We start from the raw sequence: 20,947 nt of genomic DNA, 5'->3' as shown, positions 1-20,947 counted from the left end.
AGCGTTGCAAAGAAATGAAGGTAACGCCCTCCATGGGGACGGTGGGTGATGCCTACGACAACGCCATGGCTGAGAGCTTTTTTGCGAGTCTGGAATGTGAGTTGATTGACAGGAGAAGTTGGCCAACAAAGGCAGGAGCCAAGCGCGACATCTTTAGCTGGATCGAGGGCTGGTACAACCCGCACCGGCTGCATTCAGGCATCGGTTACCTGTCGCCTGTAGAGTTTGAAAAAAGGAGGAAAGGCAGCAAGAAATCTGTTTCCAAACCAACGCCAGAAATGGCCGATCCAGTGTTCTATACCCTCCGGTAATGTGGGGGAACTTCACAACGCGGTGCGGCAATCCCTGCACGTCGCGTAGTCTTGCGGCGGGTAAGAAGAATAAGAAGAATATTCTTCTTACCGATCGACTAACTCACTGGGAAGGACAAGGGCGGCTATTAGGTCGCCCTTGTCTTTTCCGGTCATACATCGTCAAAGGTGGTAGTGCGCGTCGGTATGCTCGAGCATCGCCATGTCGGATGATGAAGGCTGCTCTAGGCTGCTCCCTTGGCGTGAGATCTCGCATCGTCATTTCCGGCGATGAGATCCACCTGCAGCACCGCCAGGCATGACGATGCTGGCCAGCTTCCCTACTTGATGCCGTGCATAACCCGCGCACGTGCTGCGACCTGGTGCGCGTGCTCGATGTAGGCCGGGTCGCCGGTGGCTTCCGCATCGGCCAGGAGTGCAGCCACGGCCTCGGCATTGGTCAGGTGTTCGGCCGGGTCGAAGGGGGTCAGCACTTCACGGCCGACCGCCGGCGCATCCAGCCATTCCCGTTCCTGCGCGGTCAGCTCGGCAGAAGGGTCGCATTGGGCCAGTAGCTCATCGAGCGTGTAGCGCACCCGGTCGGCCGAGACGGCGCGGGCCGGGTAGGCTTTCAGCGCGTCATGGGCCGGGCCGGCCTTCTCATGCAGCCAGGTTTCCAGGTTCTTCGGGTCAATCATCGGCCGGCCTCATCAAGCAGCGCCGCCAAGCCTTCCAGGTCATCGACTGAATGTGCACGGAAGCGGCCGGCCAGCAGCTCGCCCAGCTCGGCCAGCGTCAATCCAAGAGCCGCCGCCGCTTGCTCGTTCGACAACTGCCGCGCCGTGATGGCCCGACTAATCTTAGTTACGAGCGTGGCCTTGACCTGCATTTCGTCCGCGTCGGGGCGGCCCAGGTCGGCATAGACGTTCGTGCTGCCTTCATGAATTTCCGGCGTGTCTTCGGCGTTCAGGTCGGCGAACAAGGCTTCGACGGAATCGAACCGCTTCAAGCCGCCCCGTCGGGCTTCTTCAATTGCTTCCTCGGTTTCTTTCCTGCCCATCGCACACCTCACGCTGATTCGCCTAGCCCGTCTCATCCAGATGAGGCCACAGAGAGCACGGCTGTGAAGGGCCAAGGGTACTACGTTGCGTGTTTTCCCCGGGAAAAGACACGCCGACCACCTTCTTGGCGTAAACCATCTACGACCTGCTGGCTAAAGCACATGACCTTGCCATCGAGCTGGTGCCACGAGCGTGCCGCAACGCATGGCGCCTGCCGAATCTATGGCTTTGCGCACACGAGATTCGAGGTTCATTTGGGTGGATCGGATGGTAAACTTGGCCAAACTTTGGAAGACTTCGCCGTGCGATACCAAGCGAGCCGCCTGACATGAACCAACCCGATAGCGAAATTCTCACGCTGGACGAAGTGGCGGTCTATCTCAAGGCAGGGAAGAAGACCGTTTACCGGCTGGCCCAGCAGGGGGAGATACCGGGATTCAAGCTGGGCGGCACCTGGCGGTTTCGTCGCAGCGAGTTGGATCGCTGGATTGCCGCGCAGATAGCCGAGAAAACTCAGGACAAGACATGAGCGCCCCGCAAAACGACAACAACCAGGCGGCCTCGCCCCGAGAGGGGGCTGCACGCCCATGAACGCCGTAGAAATCGAACAAGCCATCACAGACCTTGCGGAGCAGCCCTTTGACCCCGCAGAGTTCCCTTACGCCTTCCTCGAAGCCTTTGGCAACAAGGCGACGACCATCAAGCGCCTGCGCGCGGGGGCGTCGAACAAGTCCGACCTCGGCGGTGTTCTCCAGACCAGCAACATCCACATTCTGACCTGCGACGCAGGGCGGGTGACCCAGACGCTGGCCGCTCTCAAGGCCAGCCCGGCGACGGCCAAGGCCAAGGCGAAGTTCATCCTCGCCACCGATGGCGCGGACTTCGAGGCCGAAGACCTGACCAGCGGCGAAACCGTCGCCTGCGCCTTCAAGGACTTTCCCGACCATTTCGGCTTCTTCCTGCCGCTGGCGGGCATCAGCACCGTCCGTCAGATCAGTGAAAACGCCTTCGACATTCGGGCCACCAGCCGCCTGAACCGTCTGTACGTCGAATTGCTGAAAGACAACCCCGAATGGGGCACGGCGGAGCGTCGGCACGACATGAACAAACTCATGGCGCGGCTAATCTTCTGCTTCTTCGCTGAGGACACCGACATTTTTATCGGTAAGGGGCGCTTCACCGACACTATCGCGCAGATGAGTGAGCGCGACGCCTCCAATACGCACGATGTCATCGCCACACTGTTTCGTGCCATGAACACCCAGCGCGAGGAACGGGCCGCCGCCGGCATTCCGCGCTGGGCGGCAGAGTTTCCTTACGTCAACGGTGCTTTATTCTCTGGCAGCGACGAGGTACCGCGCTTCAGCCGCATCGCCCGCTCCTACCTGCTGCACGTCGGTGGCCTCGACTGGACCAAGATCAACCCTGACATCTTCGGCTCGATGATTCAGGCTGTCGCCGAAGACGAGGAGCGCGGCGAGCTGGGCATGCACTACACCAGCGTTCCCAACATCCTGAAAGTGCTGAACCCGCTGTTTCTTGATGATCTTCAGGAAAAGCTGAAGGAAGCGAGCGATAACGCCCGTATGTTGCTCAACCTGCGCAAGCGCATCGCCAAGATCAGGGTCTTCGACCCGGCCTGCGGTTCGGGCAATTTCCTGGTCATCGCTTACAAGGAGATGCGCGCCATCGAGGCCGAGATCAACCGGCGGCGCGGTGAACCGGATCGCGTATCAGAAATCCAGCTAACCAATTTTCGCGGCATCGAGCTGCGCGACTTTCCTGCGGAGATAGCTCGCCTTGCTCTGGTCATCGCAGAGTATCAGTGTGACGTGCTGTATCGGGGCCAGAAGCTGGCCTTGGCCGAATTCCTGCCGCTGCGCAATGAAAACTGGATTACTGCCGGTAATGCGCTGCAACTGGATTGGGAGCAAGCCTGCCCAGCAAAAGGCATCAGTGTCAAACTGGTTGGAGATGATTTGTTTCAAACGCCATTGGAACAGGCAGAAATAAATTTTAGTAACGAAGGTGGTGAAGTCTATCTTTGTGGCAATCCACCTTATCTTGGGTCTACTTGGCAAGATGCTTCGCAGAAATCTGACTTGCAGGCCGTGTTGGGGCAGCGCACCAGAAGTTGGAAGTCTCTTGACTATGTGGCTGGCTGGTTTGTGAAAGCGGCGGATTACTGTGCCCGTAATCCAGCCAGTGCGGCCTTCGTTTCAACCAACTCCATCTGCCAAGGGCAGCAAGTGCCGATTTTATGGCCGCTCATTTTTGAAACCGGCTGCCAGATTCACTTTTCCTATACGTCCTTTAAATGGGCCAATCTCGCTAGCCACAACGCGGGCGTGACCGTTGTCATTGTGGGTCTTTCTGCGCAGCCACCTGTCCTGCGTAAACTGTATACGGAGGCTTCAGCAGAGAGCGGAGGCCGGTTGGAGGTTAAGGACGTTACCAACATTAATGCCTATTTAGTCCCCAGCAGCAATGTCGCCATTGATAAACAAAGTAAACCGCTTGCTGAACTAGCTGAAATGACGAAGGGCAATCAGCCTACGGATGGCGGATATTTACTGCTGTCGCGTTCAGAAGTCGATGCGTTGGGTTTGAACGAAAAGCAAAAAAATCGCTTCATTCGCCGCATTTATGGTTCCGCAGAATTTATTCGTGGGTTGGAGCGCTATTGCTTGTGGATTGAAAACGAACATCTGATAGAAGCAGAATCCATACCGGAAATTGCGAAGCGTATTGAAGGTGTTCGAGCGATGCGCTTGTCCAGCCCTAAGCAAGCGACTGTGGAGTCTGCAGCGGAGGCCCATCGCTTTGGAGAGGTACGACAAAAGGGTGTGGAAACAGTGCTTGTCGTTCCAAGCGTTTCCTCTGAGTCGCGTGCTTACTTGCCCTGCGGCTTTGAGCCATCAGGTACAATCGTGACCAACCTCGCCTTCGCCCTTTACGACGCCCCTCTCTGGAGTATGGCACTCATCGCCAGCCGTCTGCATTTGGTTTGGATCGCCACCGTTTGCGGCAAGATGAAAACAGACTTCCGCTACTCCAACACACTCGGCTGGAACACCTTCCCAGTCCCAACGCTGACCGAGAAGAACAAAGCCGATCTCACGCGCTGCGCGGAGGACATTCTGCTGGCTCGGGAGCATCACTTCCCAGCCACCATCGCCGACCTGTACAGCCCCGAGAACATGCCCGCCGACCTGCGTGCCGCACATGACCGCAACGACGAAGTGCTGGAGCGCATCTACATCGGCCGTCGCTTCAAGAACGACACCGAGCGACTGGAAAAGCTGTTCGACCTCTACACCAGGATGACGGCAGAAACGGCAAAGAAAGCGCCCGTGAAGAAGGCCGCAAGGAGGGAAGTATGAGCGATGTAGCCAACCCTTTGCCGGGCTGGATGGTTGAAACCAGCTATAAGTACGCCAAGTTGGCCGAAATTGCCTTGGTTATGAAGAATGATAGCCTGGAGCTGCAAAGCGAGGTGAATGCTGCGTTGGCAGTGGAAATTTTACTTAAAAGCCTTCTGGTGGAGCCAGTACACAATCATCAGCTTGGTACGTTGGCGACTCGATTTAAATTGAATGAATTAAAAATTCTTGATACCGAAGTTGCTTCATCCGTACAAGGTGGCAGGATGGATAGGCACAATCTGTACCATTTGTATGGTTGTATATCTGAGCATTTGCGAAAAGAACTGGGCCTGCTCCACCACAAGACATCACTGCAGGAAAAGGCTCGGGTTTTTACAAAAAAACGCTATGACTACGAGGCTGACAGTAAAGGGGAAACCTTTGATGACACCTTGCTGCATATCGCTGGTGATCTGATTCCAAGATTCGTTGATTACTTCTTGCAGCAGGGTTCTGAAGACCCATGGTTGTTGCTTTATAAGAAACAGCCACAGTACTTCAAATTACCGACAGGAATCAGCATTTGAGCGTTCGTGGCTATACAGAGGAATCTGGTCAAGCGATTTGTAACGAGTCAGGCCGAGGGGGCGGTTAATTCATGAGCGAGAAAATCAAGTCCGTACCGTCCGTTTCCGTGACCTATGCCCGCAACGGCGCATCGACCAAGGCCAATGCGCTTGGGATGCGGCCCATGCAGGAACGGGCCTACGAGAAGCGCGGCGAGCAATACCTGCTCATCAAGTCGCCACCCGCATCGGGCAAGAGCCGTGCGCTGATGTTCGTGGCACTCGACAAGCTCAAGCACCAGGCCATCAAGCAGGCCATCATCGTTGTGCCGGAGAAGTCCATCGGAGCCAGCTTCAACGACGAGCCGCTGTCGAAGTACGGCTTCTGGGCTGATTGGCAGGTCGAACCCAAGTGGAACCTGTGCAACGCGCCAGGCAACGACAACGGCGGGAAGGTGAAGTCGCTGGGCACATTCCTCGAAGGCGACGACAAGGTGCTGGTCTGCACGCACGCCACCTTCCGCTTCGCCGTCGATGCCTACGGCGTAGAGGCGTTCGACGACCGCCTGATCGCGGTTGATGAGTTTCACCACGTTTCGGCCAACCCGGACAACAAGCTCGGCTTGCACCTCGGGCAGTTCTTCGCGCGTGGCAAGACGCACATCGTCGCCATGACCGGCTCCTACTTCCGTGGCGACGCCGAGGCCGTTCTCGCGCCGCAGGATGAGTCGAAGTTCGATACCGTCACCTACACCTACTACGAGCAGCTCAACGGCTACGAGTACCTCAAGCAACTCGACATCGGCTACTTCTTCTACAGCGGGCCTTATGTCGATGACATTCTCAATGTCCTCGACCCTGCCGAGAAGACCATCATCCACATCCCCAACGTCAATTCGCGCGAGAGCACGAAGGACAAGATGCGCGAAGTGGAGCACATCATCGAGGCGCTGGGTGAATGGCAAGGCATCGAACCTGCGACCGGCTTCCAGCTCGTCAAGCGCCCCCCAAATGGTTCAGATGGGGGCCGCGTGCTACGCATCGCTGATCTTGTCGATGACGATGCTGCCAAGCGCGATCGCGTGTCCGCCGCGCTCAAAGACCCGGCGCAGAAGAACAACCGGGACTATGTGGACATCATCATCGCGCTGGGCATGGCGAAGGAGGGCTTCGACTGGATTTGGTGCGAACACGCGCTGACCGTGGGCTACCGTGCCAGCTTGACCGAGATTGTGCAGATCATCGGCCGTGCAACCCGCGACGCGCCCGGCAAGACCCGCGCGAGGTTCACCAACCTGATCGCCGAGCCGGACGCGGCCGAGGAAGCGGTCACCGAGGCCGTCAACGATACCTTGAAGGCCATCGCAGCCAGCCTGCTGATGGAGCAGGTTCTTGCTCCGCGCTTCGAGTTCAAGCCCAAGAACCCCGACAGCGGCCCGACGCCGGGATTTAACTACGGCGAGGGTGGCTACGACCCGGATCGCTGCAATGTCGGTGTCAATGAGCAGACAGGGGCCTACCAGATCGAGATCAAGGGCCTCGCCGAGCCCAAGAGCAAGGAGGCGGCGCGCATCTGTCAGGAAGACTTGAACGAAGTCATCGCGGCCTTCGTGCAGGACAAGCCCACCATCGAGCGCGGCCTGTTCGATGAGGAGCTGGTGCCCGAGGAGCTGACGCAGGTTCGCATGGGCAAAATCATCAAGGACAAGTATCCCGAGCTTGACGCCGAAGATCAGGAGGCCGTGCGTCAGCACGCCATTGCTGCCCTCAACCTCACGCAGCAGGCCAAGCGCCTAGTCACCGAAGGTGAGAGCGACGGGTCACCCAACACCGCCCTGATCGACGGCGTGCGCCGCTTCGCGATGGACGTGCGCGAGCTGGACATCGACCTCATCGACCGCATCAACCCCTTCGGCGAAGCCTACGCCATCCTCGCCAAGACCATGAGTGAGGACAGCTTGAAGCAGGTTGCGGCGGCCATCTCGGCCAAGCGCACGAGCCTGACGCCGGACGAGGCGAAGGAGATGGCTGTTCGCGCCGTCCAGTTCAAGAAGGAGCGCGGCCGCATTCCGGCGCTCGATTCCCAGGATGCCTGGGAGCGACGCATGGCCGAAGGCGCTGCCGCCTTCATGCGTTTCAAGGCGGAGGGACGCTATGAGTAACTCCGATCTTGACGAACTCGCTGCGGAGCTTGCTGAGTTCGCACCGCCTGAGAAGAAGGGCGGACGGCCGGCCAGTGAGGAGCGCGTCATCGCGGGCTTCGAGGAAATCCAACGCTTCACCGAAAAGCACGGCCGTGCGCCGCAGCACGGTGAAGACCGCGACATATTCGAGCGCCTTTACGCCGTGCGTCTGGACCGGTTGCGCGCGCTCCCGGACTGTCGCACCTTGCTGGAGCCGCTAGACCATCAGGGCTTGCTTGCCGGGGCGCCTACCGTTGCCGCTTCGGCAGATGAAGCCATCGACATCGACGACCTGGCCGCCGAGCTGGCGGGCGTAGCCGAAGCGGACGACATCACGGTCCTACGCCATGTCCGCACCAGCGCCGACAAGCGAGCCGCCGAGGAGATCGCGGATCGCAAGCCCTGCGAGGACTTCGAGACCTTCCGGCCCTTGTTCGAGCGCGTGCAAGCGGAAGTCAAAACCGGTATGCGCCAGTCCCAGCCCATCGAAGCGGGCCGCCGTGCGATTGAAGTCGGGGACTTTTTCGTTCTCGATGGCCTTACTCTCTACGTTGCTGAGGTCGGCGAGCCGTTGAAAACCACCGCCGGGGAGGTGGACCGCCGCCTGCGTCTCATCTTCTCCAACGGCACCGAAAGCAATCTGCTGCTGCGCTCGCTCCAGCGCGCGTTCTACGACGACCCCGCCGCGCGACGGCTGGCCTCTCCTGAGAGCGGGCAACTTTCCTTCGGTGGCGAGCTTGATGCCGATGATGTCGAAAGCGGCACCATCTACGTCCTGCGCTCTCTCTCCGATCATCCCTATGTCGCGCAGCACCGCGACATCATCCACAAGATGGGCGTGACCGGCGGCAGGGTGGAGACGCGCATCGCCAACGCCGAACACGACTCCACCTACCTGCTGGCGAAGGTCGAAGTGGTAGCGACCTACAAGCTCGCGGGCATCAACCGCACACGGATGGAGAGCCTGTTCCACAGGCTGTTCGCGCCCGCGCGGTTGAACATCACTATCAACGACCGCTTCGGTCACCCTGTGCAGCCCGAGGAATGGTTTCTCGTTCCGCTGTTCGTGATCGACGAGGCCGTCGCGCGCATCAAGGATGGCAGCATCACCGGGTATGTCTACGACCCCAAAGCTGCAAAGCTTGTGACGGTGCGGTAGTTCAGGAAAATAGGTGTATTGATCAGTATTGTGACGCTGAGTCAACGAGGATTTGAATAATGGCAGATCGATTGAATATTACACGCGGTGTAAACAAAAAGCCTGTCGCGACAGACGCTTTAGAGCAAAGTTTCGACACCTTGCATGAAATGCAGGGTGAGGTTTTTACAGGCTACCCATTGATCGCCACACCTGATGGCAAGTACTCGATAGATGCCACCTTGGTGAGCCCTTCCAAGGGAATCGTGTTATTTGACTTGATCGAAGGGGCGGACGTTGGGGGATACGCGGAACGTCAGGACGATTTGGTAAACAAGATCGAAGCACGACTGAAATTGCACCGCGAATTAGTCAAAGGGCGTGTGTTGCTGGTGCCGCTCTCAGTCCTGTCATTTGCCCCAGGAGTTGCCAATGTCGAGGCTGTGGCGGTAAATGGTTATCCCATCGTCAATGAGCAGGGTCTTGCTGCTGCGCTGGATGAGATAAATTGGAAAGATGGTAGTGATGAGCTTTACCGAATGACGCTATCGGCGATCGAGAGCCTAAGTAGCATTCGGAAAAGCCGCTCCAAACGAGAAGTTCATCGCGAAGACTCGCGTGGTGCCAAGCTCAAGCGCCTCGAAGACTCAATTGCGACGCTTGATCACCGTCAAAACAAGGCTGTTATAGAGACGGTGGACGGTGTTCAACGCATCCGGGGGCTCGCTGGCTCAGGCAAGACCATCGTGTTGGCACTCAAGGCCGCCTATTTGCATACGCAGCACCCAGACTGGCGTATTGCCGTAACTTTCCATACTCGTTCACTCAAAGGCCAGTTCCGCCGCTTGATCAACAATTTTTGTATTGAGCAGAGCGGTGAAGAGCCGGATTGGACAAAAATTCGAGTTATCAATGCTTGGGGGGCGCCGGGAGGCGATGCTAGAGATGGAATTTATTACGAGTATTGCCGGGCGACTGGAACTGAGTTTTTTGATTTCAAGAGCGCATCGTACAAATTCGGAGGAACTGAGAAGGCTTTTGATGGAGCTTGCCAAGCTGCATTGGTGAATTCTTCGGATGCAGCTCATCTCTACGACGTCATTCTTGCAGATGAAGCACAGGACTTTGCGCCAAGTTTCCTGAAGCTCTGCTATTCCATGCTGAAACCGCCCAAGCGGCTGGTTTATGCCTACGATGAACTTCAGAATCTCTCAGGAACTTCACTTCCGCCACCGGAGGAAATCTTCGGCAATGATGAGCATGGGAATCCATTAGTAACTTTCGGTAATGACCGTAGGCGAGACGTAATTTTGCAGAAATGCTATCGAAACTCGCGCCCAGTTCTGGTGTCCGCCCACGGATTGGGATTCGGTATTTATCGAGATGCTCCACAGGGCGCAGAGACTGGCTTAGTTCAGATGTTCGATTACCCCGCGCTGTGGGAGGAGATTGGCTACAAGGTTCAGAGCGGGCAATTGATGAAGGGCCAGCAGGTCGTTCTGGAGCGCACCACAGAAACCAGCCCAAGGTTTCTGGAAGAACATTCGAGTATTGATGATCTTGTCCAATTCATCAAATTCGATAATGAAGCGCAGCAGAACGCATGGCTCGTTCAACAAATTCAGTCCAACTTGAACGAAGATGAGCTTCGCCACGATGACATCATCGTGATCCACTCCGACCCGCGGACTGCTCGTGGCGTTACGGGCCCTATTAGAAGGCAGCTTTTCGAGGCGGGAGTTCAGACCCATTTGGCCGGTGTTGATACGGATGCGGATGTGTTTTTCCGCACCGATACCCCCTCCGTGACATTCACGGGAATCTATCGTGCCAAGGGCAATGAAGCGGGTATGGTCTACGTCATCAACGCTCAGGACTGTAATGGTTATGGTACAGGCCTTGCCAGTTTGCGTAACCGCCTTTTCACCGCGATCACTCGAAGCAAGGCTTGGGTTCGTATCATAGGTTATGGCCCTCGGATGCAGGGGTTGATCGACGAATTTGCCGCCTTAAAGCAACGTGGCTTCGTCTTGGATTTTTGTTATCCCGACGATACCTTGCTTGGCAAGCTGCGCATTGTTCATCGTGATTTGTCTCCACAAGAGCGGCAGCGTCTTGAGCGAAGGAAGAGCCAGCTCGCCGATCTTTTGGGTGATCTGGAGAGCGGTGAACTACACCCGGAAGACCTCGATGAGGCGACCCGCGAGAAACTCAAAAAGTTCCTTGGGGGGAAATGAATGATGGCCGTGACTCCAAAAAGCATCAAAGAAGATATCGATGGACTGATTTCTGAATTGATCGGTAAAGGAGTTTGTGACGACTCAAATTTCTCTGCGATTCGAACATCTGGCAGCAAGGCGGACGTTACCTTCAGTGGCTCGGAACATGTTTCCATTGCACTGGGCGATATCGAATACGCCGAGATTTATCGCGAACTGGCTGACAAGCGCTCATATAACATGAGGCTTGTCGATGGCGCATTGCTCCAGATGATGTACCGCGTCGAAGGTGATGAGCTGCTACAGCACAGGCTTGCCTTCTACCCTTCGCCAAGCCTGTTGCCATTTCAAGATGATCCGGACGCCTATATGCGAGACGAGTTGTTTATCGAGATCGTTCAGCGCAGGATCGTTCCATTCCCCATGCGTTTTGATTTTGATGCGCGGGAGGGTGTTTACATCGATGTTGCTCATCCCAAGAGCCATCTTACATTGGGTGATGTAAAGGGCTGCCGTATTCCTGTGTCGGCACCGCTGACGCCTCGGTGGTTCGTTGAGTTTATCTTGCGAAATTTCTACCAAACGGAAACGCATGATTTCATCGGTGGTTTACCCCAACACAAAATAAAATTCCCTATGTCCATCACGAGAAATGAGGTTGGTCTCATGCATATGGTGATTCCATACTAAAAAAGAGTGTGATGGCCACTTGCTAGGATGAACGCTAAGAGGAAAGAACATGACGAAGCTGCGCCAGGACGACCAGGCCGAGCCGTGTTTCATCACCGACGGCCCGCCGTCCAATGACCTGCCGATCCCTCCGCACCGGACCATGAACCTGCCGCAAATCCTGGCGGGCCTCACCGATGACGAGTTGGCGAGGTGGCCCGGCGACCTAGCCGACGCCGAGCGGGAGAAGCGGCGCAAGGCTGGAGGTTGAACGCCATCCGACGGTGCTAGCTTAACTTCTCTTGGCGTCGCGTGGTACTTTTCATGGCATCATAAACATGAATATAAATAAGATATTGATGTATAAAGATATTTTTCTCTTGATGATAATTGGGTGGGAGTGATCTCACTGTTCCTGTCTTGAGATGGCATATCCACCCAAGGCATTTCGATATGAAAACAATGGCTTTTGCCGGGGGAGGGGGGCTGTCTTATAGTGGGCCGCTTTCCATCATCCTGGGATACAAGTCATGGGGTCTGCACAACGGTTGCCACATATCGTGATTATTGGGGGAGGACTTGCCGGTACGGCGGTGCTGCTGCGTCTGCTCAAGGACGTGCGCCAGCCCGTGCATGTGACGGTCGTCGAATCGCGCAAGACATTGGGGCTGGGGTTGGCCTACAGCACGGCCAACCCCCAGCACCTGCTCAACGGGCTGGCACGCGCTTTCAGCCTGTATGAGGACGAACCCCTGCATTTTGTCGAATGGCTGCGCCGCCATGCTACGGCGCATGGCTGGGAGCCGGAAGCAGGCACTTTGCTGGAGGACAGTATCGCCCCCCGCAAACTTTATGGAACCTACATTCAGGACACGCTGCAACAGGCCCTGCGGCAGGCAGACAGCCGCATTGTGGTGCAGCATCGGTGCAATCGGGCCGTGGCCGTGCAGCCAGTGGCTGGCTCGTCCCATGCCTATCGGGTGGAGTTGAATGATGGTGTGGTGCTGGATGCCGATCATCTGGTGCTGGCCACCGGTGTATTCGCGCGGCAGGCGGCGGCTTTGCCTTTTGCCGTGGATGCACAGGTGCACGAGAGTGCCCGCTATGTGGGCAATCTCTGGGCCGAAGCGGCCTGGGATGGCATTGAGCGGGATGAGCGTGTGGCCTTGCTGGGCACAGGTCTGAGTTCGCTCGATGCCCTCATCAATGCCGAGCAGGGTGGTTTCCAGGGGCAGTTCGTGGCGTTCTCGCGCCGAGGGCAGAAGTTGCATGCCCGGCTGGAAGTGGAGCCTTGGCCGGACTTTCTGCAATATCCTGAACAGGGGGTGACGCTGTTGCCGTTGCTGCGCCAGATCAATACCCAGCGGCGCAAGCTACGCCAGAGTGGGGAACACTGGCAGCGGATTGTGCCCAGCATTCGCGCACATGTTCCCACGCTCTGGGCGCGTGCATCGGACGCTGAGCGGCGGCGTTTCATGCATCGTCTGCGTTCGCAGTGGGAGGCTTCGTTGCACCGCTGTGCCGGTGCGGCATTGGCCTGGCAGGAGCGTGCCATTGCCCAGGGGCGTTATCAGGCACGGCGCGGTACGGTCACGGCCTTGCGTCTGGATTCATCGGGCCGCATTGTCGTGGAGTACCGCCCCACGCAGGGCACGGCCGTACAGACCGAGGTGTTTGACCGCGTCATCAATTGCCTGGGCTTTGAGTTCGACTGGCGCAAGACCGCCGAGCCACTGCTGCACCAGTTGCTGCACAGCGGGCTGGTGCAGGCAGATGCCTTGGGTTTTGGCATTCGCATTCGCGCGCAGGATTGCGCAGTGCTGGATGCGCAGTCCCAGGCCCAGGGTGGTCTGTATGCCATCGGCCATCCGGTGCGCGGCACGATCTGGGAGTCCAACGCCATTCCCGAACAGGTTCCCCAGGCCGGGCTGATTGCCCGTGCCATTCGTGGGCAATTGCCAGAGGCTTTGCCTTCGCAGGCCGTGGAGCAGACGGTGGCGGCATAGAGGCAGCTGGCTTGGGTGGAAGCAATGCCAGCATGGCATGGGGAGCCTTGGAAATCAGGCACAATTTGTCTGGTTTCCGACTTTTTCCTTTTTCTCTGGAATGCGGCGACGATTGAGCCGTCTGTTTGTGTTTCAGGGCTACACCCATCACCACCATGACTGAAAAACTGAAAATCGCACCGCGTGACAAGGCCGAAATTCTGGCGCAGGCTTTGCCCTATATCCGCAAGTTCCATGGCAAGACCATGGTCATCAAGTACGGCGGCAATGCCATGACCGACCCGGAGTTGCAGGCGGATTTTGCCGAAGACGTGGTGCTGCTCAAGCTGGTGGGCATCAATCCGGTGGTGGTGCATGGTGGCGGCCCGCAGATTGAATCGGCACTCAAGCGGCTGGGCAAGACCGGCCATTTCATCCAGGGGATGCGCGTGACCGATGCCGAGACCATGGGCGTGGTCGAATGGGTGCTGGCTGGCGAGGTGCAGCAGGACATCGTTGGTCTCATCAACCAGGCCGGTGGCAAGGCTGTGGGCCTGACAGGGCGTGACGGAGCCTTCATCCGGGCACAGAAGCTGAAGATGCCTGACCAGAAAGACCCGAATCTGCTGCACGATGTCGGGCAGGTGGGCGATATTCTCAGCATCGACCCCAGTGTGGTGAAGGCTTTGCAGGACGATGCCTTCATTCCGGTTGTCACGCCACTGGGCTATGGCGAACAGAACGAGAGCTACAACATCAATGCGGATGTGGTGGCCAGCAAGCTCGCATCGGTGCTGCAAGCCGAGAAACTGATGCTGCTGACGAATACTCCTGGGGTGCTGGACAAGGAGGGCAATCTGCTCACCAATCTGTCGGCACGGGAAATCGATGCACTGTTCGAGGACGGCACGATTTCCGGCGGGATGCTGCCCAAGATTTCCGGCGCGCTGGATGCGGCCAAGAGCGGCGTGAACTCGGTACACATCATTGATGGCCGCGTGCCCCATGCCATGCTGCTGGAGATTCTCACCGACACGCCCTATGGCACGATGATCCGCTCGCACTGAGAGCGCGGATGCACAGCGGTCAGTGACGGGCCGCTGTTGCGCCACATCCTGGTGGGGCTGTTCAGTCGCGCAGCCCCAGCACGTCGAACATGTCGAACAGGCCAGTGCTTTGCCGTTGCAGGAACGTGGCGGCGCGTACGCTGCCCTGGGCGTAGCCCGCGCGGCTGGATGATTTGTGGCTGATTTCGATGCGTTCGCCCGTTCCGGCAAACAGCACGGTGTGGTCGCCCACGATGTCACCGCCGCGAATCGTGGAGAAGCCGATGGTGGACGGATCGCGCTCGCCCGTGTGCCCATAGCGTTCGTACACGGCGCAGTCCTTCAGGTCGCGCCCCAGGGCTTCGGCCAGCACTTCGCCCATTTTCAGGGCTGTGCCAGAGGGGGCATCCACCTTGTGGCGGTGGTGGGCTTCAATCACCTCGATGTCGTAGCCGGTGGACAGGGCCTTGGCGGCCAGTTCCAGCAGCTTGAAGGTGACATTCACGCCCACGCTCATGTTCGGTGCAAACACGATGGCGTTCTGCGCGGCGAATTCGGCAATGCGGGTTTTTTCCTCGTCCGAGAAGCCGGTGGTGCCGATGACGGCTTTCACGCCCAGCGTGCGTGCGGCTTCCAGGTGCTGGAATGTGCCTTCGGGGCGGGTGAAGTCGATGAAGACCTGGGCGTTGTGCAGGGCCTGTGCCACATCGGCGGTAATGGCAACGCTGGTATGCTGGCCGCTGGTCACGCCAGCATCCTGACCCAGTGACGGGCTGCCTGCGCGGTCGAAGGCTCCGACCAGTTGGACTGCCGGGTTTTGCAGCACGGCAGCAATCAGTTCCTGACCCATGCGGCCACTGGCTCCTGCAATGGCGATGCGCACGGGTGCGTCAGACGGGGACATGGCGGTTTCCTTTTCTGGTTTTTCTGATGGTGATGGAATGGTGCATGTGGGAACACGCCCCGATCAGTATTCCAGCGGCGGGTAGCTGATGGCGGGTTGCGGGGCTTGCGGGGCATTGCCTGCGGTGCTGGACGCATCGGACGAATCGGGAGCGTAGCGTTGCAGGTCTTTCGGATCGGCTTCCAGCTTGGGAATCTTGCCGGGGCGGTTGCGCCCGGCCAGTTGCGCCACGAACTCGCTCTCGGATGGCATTTCGTCGCCTTCCACCCGCTCCAGCACAAACCCGTTGAAATACACGGTCAGCCGTTTGCGCTCAATGTCCACGCCCTGCCGCTTGATGCTGAAGACGTAGTCCCAGCGGTCGCCATGGAACAGGCTGGTGACCAGGGGCGAGCCGAGGATGTTGCGCACCTGCTCACGCGACATGCCCGGCTGCAATGCCTGCACCTGTTCGCGCGAGACGAAGTTGCCCTGCACGATTTCGATGCGGTACGGCGTGACCGCTTCGACCAGGTCGTGGCTGGTGCGGTTGATGCTGGAGCAGGCGGTCAGGCTGGCAAGCACCAACGATGCGGCTGCAACGGTGTAAAAAGGTCTTTCGATCATTGGCAGAAAATCCAGGAGAAGCGGCTATGATATGTGCGATTGTAGCGACAGGCATTTTGCCATTGTCGTGCTAGGGGACACGCCATTATGGGCGGCGGGCTGCGAGGGTGGCCGCATACGGGATTATTTTCATGAGCAACAACATTGAAGAACTGAAAAGCACGGGTCTGAAGGCAACGCTGCCCAGACTGAAGATTCTGGAAATCTTCCAGAAAGCCAAGCAACGCCACATGACGGCAGAGGACGTGTACCGCACTCTGCTGGACGAACGCTCCGACATTGGCCTGGCAACCGTGTACCGGGTGCTGACCCAGTTCGAGCAGGCAGGCATTCTTGATCGCCGCAATTTTGAGAGCGGCAAGGCCGTGTACGAACTCAACGAGGGCCAGCCTCACGACCACATGGTGTGTACATCCACCGGCGTGGTCGAGGAGTTCTACGATGCGGCCATTGAACAGCGGCTGCGTGAAATTGCCGAGGAACGCGGCTGGGTGGTGCACGACCACGCCATCACGATCTACGGCATCAGCCCCGAAGGCAGCCACAAGAACAACGGCCGCTGAGCTTCGGTGCCACGTCCATACCCCAGTCAGGCCGTGTGTCCTGACTGGGGTTTTGCTGCCGTTGGCTTAACCCTGCCGTGCATGGCGACGCTGTGATACCGCGTCCGACAGCAGTGCCAGAATCGACTCCGATTCGTCCCAGCCCACACAGGCATCGGTGATGCTCTGGCCGTAGGTCAGGCATGCGGGGTCGTCCTTGCCGGGGGTGAATTTCTGTGCCCCTTCGTGCAGATTGCTTTCCACCATCACGCCGAAGATCTGCTGCGAGCCGCCTGCGATCTGGTTGGCAATGTCCTGCGCCACCACTTTCTGCAATTCAAACTTCTTGCTGCTGTTGGCGTGGCTGCAATCGACCATCAGCGAGGGGTGCAGCTTGGCCGCTTCCAGCTCGGCGGCTGCTTGCGCCACATGGGTGGCATCGTAGTTGGGGGTTTTGCCGCCGCGCAGAATCACATGGCAGTCGGGGTTGCCTTCCGTCACCACAATTGCCACCTTGCCGTTCTTGTCCACCGACAGGAAGTGGTGGGAGCGGCTGGCCGACTGGATGGCATCGGTGGCGATCTTGATGTTGCCATCCGTGCCGTTCTTGAAGCCGATGGGGGCGGACAGGCCCGACGCCAGTTCGCGGTGAATCTGGCTTTCGGTGGTGCGCGCGCCCACGGCTCCCCAGGCGATCAGGTCGCCAATGTATTGCGGGGAAATCACGTCCAGGAATTCGCTGCCCGCCGGGATGCCCAGCCGGTTGATGTCGATCAGCACCTGGCGGGCGATGCGCAGGCCCTCCTCGATGCGGTAGCTTTCGTCCAGGTACGGGTCGTTGATGAGGCCCTTCCAGCCGACCGTGGTGCGGGGCTTCTCGAAGTACACGCGCATGACGATCTCCAGCGTGTCGCGGTACTGCTCGCGCACCACTTTGAGCTTGCGGGCGTACTCCAGCGCGGCAGCAGGGTCGTGGATGCTGCAAGGCCCGATGACCACCAGCAGGCGGTCGTCCTCGCCCTGCATGATGCGCTGGATGCGGCCGCGCGTGTCGGCAATCAGGGCCTCGATGGGGGTGTCCTTGATGGGGAAGAAACGGATCAGATGTTCGGGAGGGGGTAACACGGTGATGTCCTGGATGCGCTGGTTGTCGGTCTGGCTGGTCTTTTTCACCGGGCGATACCAGGGGCTGCTCGTATCAGGGTATTTGGCTTGTGCATTCATGGCAAAGGGATTTTCGTGGTCAAGGTTGCAGGGAATTTTTCAAAAAAAAACCGCCGGGCGGGGGAGCCTCGGCGGTTTTTGGTGAACGTGTGCTTGACTGAAACTCGCGCGTTTACCTCTCATCCGCCTTGGACAGAGAAATAAAACCAAAAGTAAAAAGCGCGTGTAACGGACATGTGGGTGAATGTACCACAAAAAAATAGCCATGTTGTCGGCGGCTTTGCGCACCGCGAGCACGGGCAATGGCATGGCGCAGTGAAGTGGCTGCTTTTGCGCAAATGGCCATGACCGCCGGATGCCCGTGGGAATGGGATAATCCCCGGTTCCTTGTCTGCAACCCTTGCGTGCTCCATGTCTTCTTCATCCAGTGCCTCGCTTTCTGCCTTGTTACCGTCCGATGCCTGGGAGGTGGTGCGCCAGGCGCGGCGCATTGTGGTCAAGGTGGGTTCCAGTCTGGTGACGAACAATGGCCAGGGCGTGGACGAGCAGGCCATCGATGAATGGTGCCGCCAGCTCAGCCGTTTGGTGCATGGCGATGATGGCAACGAGAAGCGCGAGGTCATCGTCGTCTCCAGCGGCGCGATTGCCGAAGGCATGAAACGCCTGGGCATGAGCCAGCGTCCGCGTGAGCTGCACGAATTGCAGGCCGCCGCTGCCGTCGGACAGATGGGGCTGGTGCAGATGTACGAGACCAAGCTGCGCAAGTACGCACTGGGCAGTGCGCAGGTGCTGCTGACCCACGCCGACATGGCCGACCGCGAACGCTATCTGAATGCCCGGGTGACGCTGCTGACGCTGCTCAAGCAGGCCATCGTGCCCGTCATCAACGAGAACGACACGGTGGTGAACGACGAAATCCGCTTTGGCGACAACGACACGTTGGCGGCTCTGGTGGCCAATCTGGTGGTGGCCGATCTGCTCATCATCCTCACCGACCAGCCGGGCTTCTACACCGCCGACCCGCGCAAGGACCCGCATGCGCAGAAGGTGGAGACCGCCCGCGCGGGCGATCCATCGCTGGAGCAGATGGCCGGGGGCGCGGGCAGTGCCGTGGGCACGGGCGGCATGCTCACCAAGATTCTGGCGGCCAGGCGCGCCGCCCGTTCCGGGGCCAGTACCCTGATTGCCTGGGGGCGTGAGCCGGACGTGCTGCCGCGCCTGCTGCTGGGGCAGGAGCACATCGGTTCGCTGCTGGTGGCCCCGCTGCACAAATTGCAGGCGCGCAAACAGTGGATTGCCGATCACCTGCAAGTGCATGGCGCGGTGGTGATTGATGCGGGTGCGGTGCTCAAGCTCACACAAGAAGGCAAGAGCCTGTTGCCCATTGGCATGGTGGCCGTCAAGGGGCGTTTCAGCCGGGGCGATGTCATCTCCATTCAGGCCGAAAATGGCCGCGAAGTGGCGCGCGGTCTGGCCAACTACAACCAGAAGGAAGCCCGCCTGCTGTGCCGCCATGCCTCGACCGACATCGAAACCCTGCTGGGCTATGTGGCCGAGAACGAAATGGTGCACCGCGACAATCTGGTGCTGGTCTGAAGTTTGTCGAAACCCGGAGCCTGAATATGACCGATTCCCCTACCGATATGGCCGACAGCGAAGCCCTGGTGCAGGCCCTGCAACACGCGCTGCAACAGCACACCGGCGCGCCGGTGCAGCTTTTGCAGACGCACATTTCCTGGGTGCTGCTGGCGGGCGACTGTGCCTACAAGCTGAAAAAACCCGTGCGCTTTCCGTTCCTGGATTTCTCCACCCCGGCACTGCGCCAGCACTTCTGCGAAGAAGAGGTGCGCCTGAACCGCCGCCTCGCGCCCGAACTGTATCTGGACGTGCTGCCCGTGCAGGGCACGCCAGCGGCTCCGCGCCTGTCGCTTTCCGCCGCAGATGCCAGCCCTGATGCCCATCCCGAGGAGGTCGCCAGCATCGACCATCTGGTGCGTATGCGCCGCTTTGCCGCCGACAGTCTGCTGAGCGAGCGCGTGCAGCAGGGGCTGGCCGGGCAGGACGACATGCGCGTGCTGGCGCAGCGGTTGGCCGCCTTCCACCAGTCCCTGCCCGGCACGCCGCCCGAAGCCGCCTACGGCAGTCCGGCCCTGGTGCTGGAAGAAGTGCTGAAAGTCTTGCAGCCGCTGGACACTTCGGCATTCTCCGCTTCCGTGCCCCAATGGCGCGGCTGGGTGCAGGGCCAGGCGCAGCGTCTGCAAGCCGTCTGGCAGCAACGCCGCGATGCGGGCTGGGTGCGGGAATGCCACGGCGATCTGCACCTGGGCAATGTCGTGAAGCTGGCCGATACCGTCACCGCCTTCGACTGCATCGACTTTCAGCCCGCCATGCGCTGGATCGACGTGGCCAACGACGTGGCCTTCTTGACCATGGACTTGCAGGTGCAGGGCCGCCCCGATCTGGCCGCCGGGTTCATGGACGATTACCTGCAAGCCAGTGGCGATTACGACGCGCTGGCCACCTGGCGGTTCTACGAAGTCTATCGCGCCCTGGTGCGGGCCATGGTGGCGCAGCTCTCCTGTGGCGGCACAGACCCGCAAGCGGGTCTGCCCTATGCGCAGTGGCTCGATCGCGCCACCGGCAGCCAACTGCCCCAGCCCCGGCTGGTGCTGATGCACGGCGTGTCCGGCTCCGGCAAGTCCACGGTGGCACGGCAGTGGCTGGAGCACAGCGGCGCAGTGCGCGTGCGATCCGACGTGGAGCGCAAACGCCTGTTCGGCCTGGAAGCCGGGCAAAACTCGCAGGCGCAGGGGCTGGACATCTACACCGCCGAAGCCACCACCCAAACCTTTGCCCGCTTGCAGCAGGTCGCCCGCACCGCCTTGCAGGGCGGCTACCCCGTGGTGATCGATGCTGCGTTTCTGCGCCAGAGCGAGCGGCAGAACTTCCGGCAACTGGCCGACGCGCTGGGCGTGCCCTTCACCATTCTGGACTGCGATGCCGACGAAGCCACGCTGGTGCAGCGCGTGCAGGCGCGCCAGCAGCAGGGCCACGATGCGTCGGAAGCCACCGCCCAGGTGCTGGCGCAGCAACTGCGCCAGCGCGAGCCGCTCACCCCGCAGGAACAGCCCTTTGCCGTGCGTGTGGACACCACCCGCACCGCACCCGCCCAAGCCGTGCAGCGGCTGCTGGAACCACAGGGCTGAACC

General features: G+C 59.2%; 19 protein-coding genes. 14 read left to right on the top strand and 5 right to left on the bottom strand.

Annotated elements, in window-relative coordinates:
- The coding region (locus BUE21_RS12220; protein WP_234971146.1) for an integrase core domain-containing protein at window positions 1-311 on the top strand (311 nt) is incomplete at its 5' end.
- Window positions 312-631: 320 nt separating this feature from the next.
- Here the strand turns inward: BUE21_RS12220 and BUE21_RS15145 are convergent.
- Window positions 632-988, bottom strand: coding sequence for a hypothetical protein (locus BUE21_RS15145; protein WP_026437073.1), 357 nt, complete (start codon window positions 986-988; stop codon window positions 632-634).
- Complete coding sequence (locus tag BUE21_RS12210; protein WP_073356941.1) at window positions 985-1,350, bottom strand: XRE family transcriptional regulator; 366 nt, start codon at window positions 1,348-1,350, stop codon at window positions 985-987. Before BUE21_RS12210 ends, BUE21_RS15145 begins: the two co-directional genes overlap by 4 nt.
- 329 nt (window positions 1,351-1,679) lie before the next feature.
- Here BUE21_RS12210 and mads1 point away from each other — a divergent pair, with 329 nt between their 5' ends.
- The 10 genes from mads1 to argB all read left to right on the top strand — a co-directional run bounded on the left by mads1 (window position 1,680) and on the right by argB (window position 14,543).
- Complete coding sequence (gene mads1, locus BUE21_RS12205; protein WP_010378957.1) at window positions 1,680-1,880, top strand: methylation-associated defense system helix-turn-helix domain-containing protein MAD1; 201 nt, start codon at window positions 1,680-1,682, stop codon at window positions 1,878-1,880.
- Between the two features lie 58 nt (window positions 1,881-1,938).
- On the top strand, window positions 1,939-4,734 hold the full coding sequence (locus BUE21_RS12200; RefSeq protein WP_073356936.1) for a class I SAM-dependent DNA methyltransferase: 2,796 nt from the start codon (window positions 1,939-1,941) through the stop codon (window positions 4,732-4,734).
- Window positions 4,731-5,303 (top strand): hypothetical protein, encoded by a 573-nt coding sequence (locus BUE21_RS12195; RefSeq protein ID WP_143164521.1) that lies wholly within the window; start codon window positions 4,731-4,733, stop codon window positions 5,301-5,303. Before BUE21_RS12200 ends, BUE21_RS12195 begins: the two co-directional genes overlap by 4 nt.
- A 71-nt stretch (window positions 5,304-5,374) precedes the next feature.
- A complete protein-coding gene (locus tag BUE21_RS12190) occupies window positions 5,375-7,444 on the top strand; it encodes a DEAD/DEAH box helicase (RefSeq protein WP_073356934.1) in 2,070 nt (689 codons plus the stop codon).
- Window positions 7,437-8,624, top strand: coding sequence for a GIY-YIG nuclease family protein (locus tag BUE21_RS12185; RefSeq protein WP_073356933.1), 1,188 nt, complete (start codon window positions 7,437-7,439; stop codon window positions 8,622-8,624). The genes BUE21_RS12190 and BUE21_RS12185 overlap by 8 nt, the downstream gene beginning before the upstream one ends.
- Before the next feature lie 59 nt (window positions 8,625-8,683).
- Complete coding sequence (locus BUE21_RS12180; protein WP_073356932.1) at window positions 8,684-10,840, top strand: DEAD/DEAH box helicase; 2,157 nt, start codon at window positions 8,684-8,686, stop codon at window positions 10,838-10,840.
- Window positions 10,841-11,512 carry a DUF2290 domain-containing protein gene (locus BUE21_RS12175; protein ID WP_200796738.1) on the top strand — a complete coding sequence of 224 codons (672 nt, stop codon included), beginning with the start codon at window positions 10,841-10,843 and terminating at the stop codon, window positions 11,510-11,512.
- Between the two features lie 49 nt (window positions 11,513-11,561).
- Window positions 11,562-11,762: a hypothetical protein gene (locus BUE21_RS12170; RefSeq protein ID WP_073356931.1), complete on the top strand. Its 201-nt coding sequence runs from the start codon at window positions 11,562-11,564 to the stop codon at window positions 11,760-11,762.
- Window positions 11,763-12,021: 259 nt separating this feature from the next.
- A complete protein-coding gene (locus BUE21_RS12165) occupies window positions 12,022-13,497 on the top strand; it encodes an FAD/NAD(P)-binding protein (RefSeq protein WP_073356930.1) in 1,476 nt (491 codons plus the stop codon).
- A 155-nt stretch (window positions 13,498-13,652) separates the two neighbouring features.
- Window positions 13,653-14,543, top strand: coding sequence for an acetylglutamate kinase (gene argB / locus BUE21_RS12160; protein ID WP_073356929.1), 891 nt, complete (start codon window positions 13,653-13,655; stop codon window positions 14,541-14,543).
- 61 nt (window positions 14,544-14,604) lie between these two features.
- Here the strand turns inward: argB and dapB are convergent, their stop codons facing one another.
- Window positions 14,605-15,426 (bottom strand): 4-hydroxy-tetrahydrodipicolinate reductase, encoded by an 822-nt coding sequence (gene dapB / locus BUE21_RS12155; RefSeq protein ID WP_073356928.1) that lies wholly within the window; start codon window positions 15,424-15,426, stop codon window positions 14,605-14,607.
- A 63-nt stretch (window positions 15,427-15,489) separates the two neighbouring features.
- A complete protein-coding gene (locus tag BUE21_RS12150) occupies window positions 15,490-16,032 on the bottom strand; it encodes an outer membrane protein assembly factor BamE (protein WP_073356927.1) in 543 nt (180 codons plus the stop codon).
- A gap of 131 nt (window positions 16,033-16,163) precedes the next feature.
- On the opposite strand from BUE21_RS12150, the gene fur reads away from it, so the two are divergent.
- A complete protein-coding gene (gene fur / locus BUE21_RS12145; protein ID WP_073356926.1) occupies window positions 16,164-16,595 on the top strand; it encodes a ferric iron uptake transcriptional regulator in 432 nt (143 codons plus the stop codon).
- A gap of 66 nt (window positions 16,596-16,661) precedes the next feature.
- Here fur and BUE21_RS12140 read toward each other — a convergent pair whose 3' ends face one another.
- Complete coding sequence (locus BUE21_RS12140) at window positions 16,662-17,798, bottom strand: 3-deoxy-7-phosphoheptulonate synthase (protein ID WP_073356925.1); 1,137 nt, start codon at window positions 17,796-17,798, stop codon at window positions 16,662-16,664.
- Window positions 17,799-18,149: 351 nt separating this feature from the next.
- On the opposite strand from BUE21_RS12140, the gene proB reads away from it, so the two are divergent.
- Both proB and BUE21_RS12130 read left to right on the top strand, forming a co-directional pair.
- On the top strand, window positions 18,150-19,334 hold the full coding sequence (proB, locus tag BUE21_RS12135; RefSeq protein WP_073356924.1) for a glutamate 5-kinase: 1,185 nt from the start codon (window positions 18,150-18,152) through the stop codon (window positions 19,332-19,334).
- Between the two features lie 26 nt (window positions 19,335-19,360).
- Window positions 19,361-20,944 (top strand): bifunctional aminoglycoside phosphotransferase/ATP-binding protein, encoded by a 1,584-nt coding sequence (locus BUE21_RS12130; RefSeq protein ID WP_143164519.1) that lies wholly within the window; start codon window positions 19,361-19,363, stop codon window positions 20,942-20,944.
- Window positions 20,945-20,947: the final 3 nt, after the last annotated feature.

It is taken from the genome of Lampropedia hyalina DSM 16112, from assembly GCF_900129055.1.
Taxonomy (GTDB): Bacteria; Pseudomonadota; Gammaproteobacteria; order Burkholderiales; family Burkholderiaceae_C; genus Lampropedia; species Lampropedia hyalina.
This window is presented reverse-complemented; position numbering and strand designations above follow the sequence as displayed.

Coding starts and splice junctions, on each gene's coding strand:
- BUE21_RS15145 (WP_026437073.1), bottom strand. CDS start 988: ATGATTGACCCGAAGAACCTGGAAACCTGGCTGCATGAGAAGGCCGGC.
- BUE21_RS12210 (WP_073356941.1), bottom strand. CDS start 1,350: ATGGGCAGGAAAGAAACCGAGGAAGCAATTGAAGAAGCCCGACGGGGC.
- mads1 (WP_010378957.1), top strand. CDS start 1,680: ATGAACCAACCCGATAGCGAAATTCTCACGCTGGACGAAGTGGCGGTC.
- BUE21_RS12200 (WP_073356936.1), top strand. CDS start 1,939: ATGAACGCCGTAGAAATCGAACAAGCCATCACAGACCTTGCGGAGCAG.
- BUE21_RS12195 (WP_143164521.1), top strand. CDS start 4,731: ATGAGCGATGTAGCCAACCCTTTGCCGGGCTGGATGGTTGAAACCAGC.
- BUE21_RS12190 (WP_073356934.1), top strand. CDS start 5,375: ATGAGCGAGAAAATCAAGTCCGTACCGTCCGTTTCCGTGACCTATGCC.
- BUE21_RS12185 (WP_073356933.1), top strand. CDS start 7,437: ATGAGTAACTCCGATCTTGACGAACTCGCTGCGGAGCTTGCTGAGTTC.
- BUE21_RS12180 (WP_073356932.1), top strand. CDS start 8,684: ATGGCAGATCGATTGAATATTACACGCGGTGTAAACAAAAAGCCTGTC.
- BUE21_RS12175 (WP_200796738.1), top strand. CDS start 10,841: ATGATGGCCGTGACTCCAAAAAGCATCAAAGAAGATATCGATGGACTG.
- BUE21_RS12170 (WP_073356931.1), top strand. CDS start 11,562: ATGACGAAGCTGCGCCAGGACGACCAGGCCGAGCCGTGTTTCATCACC.
- BUE21_RS12165 (WP_073356930.1), top strand. CDS start 12,022: ATGGGGTCTGCACAACGGTTGCCACATATCGTGATTATTGGGGGAGGA.
- argB (WP_073356929.1), top strand. CDS start 13,653: ATGACTGAAAAACTGAAAATCGCACCGCGTGACAAGGCCGAAATTCTG.
- dapB (WP_073356928.1), bottom strand. CDS start 15,426: ATGTCCCCGTCTGACGCACCCGTGCGCATCGCCATTGCAGGAGCCAGT.
- BUE21_RS12150 (WP_073356927.1), bottom strand. CDS start 16,032: ATGATCGAAAGACCTTTTTACACCGTTGCAGCCGCATCGTTGGTGCTT.
- fur (WP_073356926.1), top strand. CDS start 16,164: ATGAGCAACAACATTGAAGAACTGAAAAGCACGGGTCTGAAGGCAACG.
- BUE21_RS12140 (WP_073356925.1), bottom strand. CDS start 17,798: ATGAATGCACAAGCCAAATACCCTGATACGAGCAGCCCCTGGTATCGC.
- proB (WP_073356924.1), top strand. CDS start 18,150: ATGTCTTCTTCATCCAGTGCCTCGCTTTCTGCCTTGTTACCGTCCGAT.
- BUE21_RS12130 (WP_143164519.1), top strand. CDS start 19,361: ATGACCGATTCCCCTACCGATATGGCCGACAGCGAAGCCCTGGTGCAG.